Here is a 2,959-nt window from a genome sequence, read left to right as displayed (position 1 = left end):
CCTCGTGCGCCTGAGGCAGAACCACAAGAAGTACAGACGACAACGCACACACTGGAAAATAACATGGGAAAAAGATATCTGAACGCGGCCCTGAAACGCTCCCAACGCGACGCACTGACGCAAGTGGAGATCGACTGGCCGGACAGCCGCGGGTTACTCGAACGCCTCGCGCTGGGGCTCTGGGAACGGTACCCCACCGACGAGGCCCGCTATGCCCGTCTACAGGCCATCGCCGTGGCGGCGATCAACGCCCACAAGGTCGCCAAGAAGGCCGGGGTGCCCGACCGCGAGCGCTTTGCGGCCTTCTTCGAGGCGATCATGGGGGCGCTGGCAGCGCCCGAGCATCCGGTCCTGGCGCAGGCCATGACGGTCAACCAACGGCGCATCCTGGGCCGTCGGCTACGTGCCGTCCTGCCGGCGCCTGACCAGGACCTCGAACCTGCACCTGGGGCCCAGGATGCTTGACGACTCCCATGAGGGCAGCGACGGCAAAGGCATCTGGCTCTGGACGCTTGCCGCCGGCCTGCTGCTCTTCGTCATGGAGTTCATCCTGTTCGCCGCCCTGGTGCCGACCGATTGGGCGCGCCAGGTCAGCGCACGGGAACTGGCGTCCCTGGTGGACACCGTGGGGCCGGCGCAGGCCGACCTCATCCTCGACCGCGCGGTGCGCTGGTATCGGGCCTGTTGCGTGCGCACCGGCCTGGAGGCGTGGAGTTACCACGTCCTGGTCCCCGATCACCGGATGGCGGGGGCAGGGCTGGAGAAATTGGCGGACAGCCCGGTCTGGCCCTGGCTCGCGGGTCGGGTGCATGTCGTGTGGTGGTCACTCGGGCAGGCCTGTCAGCGCTTGGCGGTCCTGCTCTTCTGGTGGCCGTTCAGCCTGATCCTGTGCGCTGCCGCCGGGTACGATGCCTTGTTGCGGCGACGCATCCGGCAGCACAGCTTTTCCTATGCCAGTCCGCTGATCCATTTCTGGTCGGTGCGGGCGCTGCTTTGGATACTGATCGGGACACTGATGCTGTTGGTTGCCCCGATCCCGTTACCCGCCACGGGCGTGCCGGTTGGGGTGGCCGTGGTCGCCGTGCTCTTGGGGCTGGTGCTTGCCAACAGCCAGAAGCGACTGTAGGTCGGTGGCGTACCTGGTCCCGCTGGTGATAGGGTCCAGCCACAGGGCGGTAAAATGCTGCATTCGTCGTCTGGCTCAAGCGACGAGCGTTTTTCGTGGTACCTCCCCTATTTTCACGCTGGGCGACGTGACTGCGACGGTTGCGCCGGACCTTGCCGGTCATGTGGACGGGCTCCAGGGACTCACGGCTGGTGATTTCGCGAATGTCTTCCGTCAACGTATACTGCTGAGTGAGACCTTGGCCCCTGAGCAATTCCTACGGCACTTGGCGACAGAGTGCCGGTTAAGAGCGGACGGACGCCAGTTTGCCTGACAATCGCAGGGGGTCTTGGTCTTGGTCTTGGTCTTGGTCTTGGTCTTGGTCTTGGTCTTGGTCGCTGTCCTGGCACAAAACAAGGCTATGTCTGCGTTAACTGTTGATCTGGCGTAACCTATTGAATAACTAACTCCTGAGGCGCTCGGCGAGGGAGTCAATACAAATATTTGCGAGTTTATTGTTGGTGACCAACAACCAACGCGGACAGAGACAAAAACAAACCCCGATTCTAGAATCAGCCGCATTCCGGAGGTACAATGCCAGTAACGTCCCCCCAAGCGACCCTGTCCGATCTGGAGCAGCAAGCGATCATTCGCGCCAAACTGGTTGGGAGAATCTATTACTCCCATGCCGAAGAGGCCATCAGTCGCTTCAACCGTAAGATCGACGATCTCGCCTTAGCTGCGACGGCGCTCTCGACTGGATGTGAGCATCGCCAAGACACCTTCCTAGTTATGCTTCTAGCTCATTTCCTCACCTACCTGCCGGTCGGATGTTGCAACGTTTCGGAGCCTGAAATCCGTTACAACTTCTTCGTAGACCTGCTGTTTGAAAAGTATAATCCAAGTGTTCTGGAGCACTGTACCCGTGCCTATCAGTTGCCCCCAAATTTCGAGGCACTCGACTCCATCGGAAAATGGATTACGTTGGCCAGGTCATGCGTTTAGATTAGCGCAAGATTAGGCGACTGGTCTTAGTCGGACGCGAGGTTCTTGATTATGCGACGGTGCTGATTTGGCCCGACCGAGCATTGAAGCTCCAAGCGCTCCAGGGACCGGCACCGATGATTATGCCACCGTCCGCCGCCATTGAAAACGTCCCCGGTAGGCCTGATGCCGGAGCAGTTGCTCCCATGAACCTGTTTGAAGTCCTTGCCCTGGGTGAGCAAGTCTGAGGCATAATTCGCGAGGTCTTCCCCGCTTGGCTTCGGACGCTGCCGACATTGAGAGCGGAGGGATGGCCGGTAGTCCCTGGCTCCAGACGCCACTGAGAGGGGTGGGCTGATCGCGTGTTGGAGTGCCGGAGCCTGAAAGAGGTCTTTGGCGGATCGGTTTGAGCGAGCGGACCATCGGATGCGGGGGCTATACTCGCTATTGGATCTAAATATAGGCTATAGCGAGTATAATGACGAGCTTAGTTTCGTAGTACGTCCCCTATTATCCCGCTTCATTTTCAGCCATCAACACCGTTTGTCATCATTCAAGATCGACCCATGACCACATCAAGGCAAGGAAATATCGACGCGCTCGAAGCCGCCCTATGGCAGTCCTGCGTCAGGCAGCGCGCCGCAAACAGCCCGGGACAAATAGACCGTTGGCAAAACGATGAGCGGGCGCATCTAGCCGAGCGCTTTCTCATCACCCCAGCACCTTCGGAACTGAAGTTTCCTACTTTTGATAGGCAGCCTTGGTCATGATGCCGCCTATGCTATTCCCAGTTCCTGCCCTTGAGCGCGTGTGCCGCACATCGGCGCGCCGGCCGGATGGTCGGAACGGTTAACGGTGACTGAGGTCGGT

3 protein-coding genes are annotated in these 2,959 nt (G+C 59.6%); all 3 read left to right on the top strand.

The features are described 5' to 3' along the window. Window positions 1-465, top strand: a 465-nt coding sequence (locus QZX93_RS24440; RefSeq protein WP_295394994.1) for a hypothetical protein, incomplete at its 5' end; no start/stop codon positions are given. Beyond that, window positions 458-1,126 (top strand): DUF4400 domain-containing protein, encoded by a 669-nt coding sequence (locus tag QZX93_RS24435; protein WP_295384651.1) that lies wholly within the window; start codon window positions 458-460, stop codon window positions 1,124-1,126. The genes QZX93_RS24440 and QZX93_RS24435, both read left to right, overlap by 8 nt. A 573-nt stretch (window positions 1,127-1,699) precedes the next feature. Further along, window positions 1,700-2,110 carry a hypothetical protein gene (locus QZX93_RS24430; protein ID WP_295384649.1) on the top strand — a complete coding sequence of 137 codons (411 nt, stop codon included), beginning with the start codon at window positions 1,700-1,702 and terminating at the stop codon, window positions 2,108-2,110. Window positions 2,111-2,959: the final 849 nt, after the last annotated feature.

It is taken from the genome of uncultured Thiodictyon sp. (genome assembly GCF_903946935.1).
Taxonomy (GTDB): Bacteria; Pseudomonadota; Gammaproteobacteria; order Chromatiales; family Chromatiaceae; genus Thiodictyon.
The sequence above is the reverse complement of the archived record's forward strand: the minus strand, read 5'-3'. Positions and strand labels throughout refer to the sequence as shown.

Excerpts from the sequence above, each read along its gene's own strand:
- QZX93_RS24435 (WP_295384651.1), top strand. The coding sequence starts at position 458 with ATGCTTGACGACTCCCATGAGGGCAGCGACGGCAAAGGCATCTGGCTC.
- QZX93_RS24430 (WP_295384649.1), top strand. The coding sequence starts at position 1,700 with ATGCCAGTAACGTCCCCCCAAGCGACCCTGTCCGATCTGGAGCAGCAA.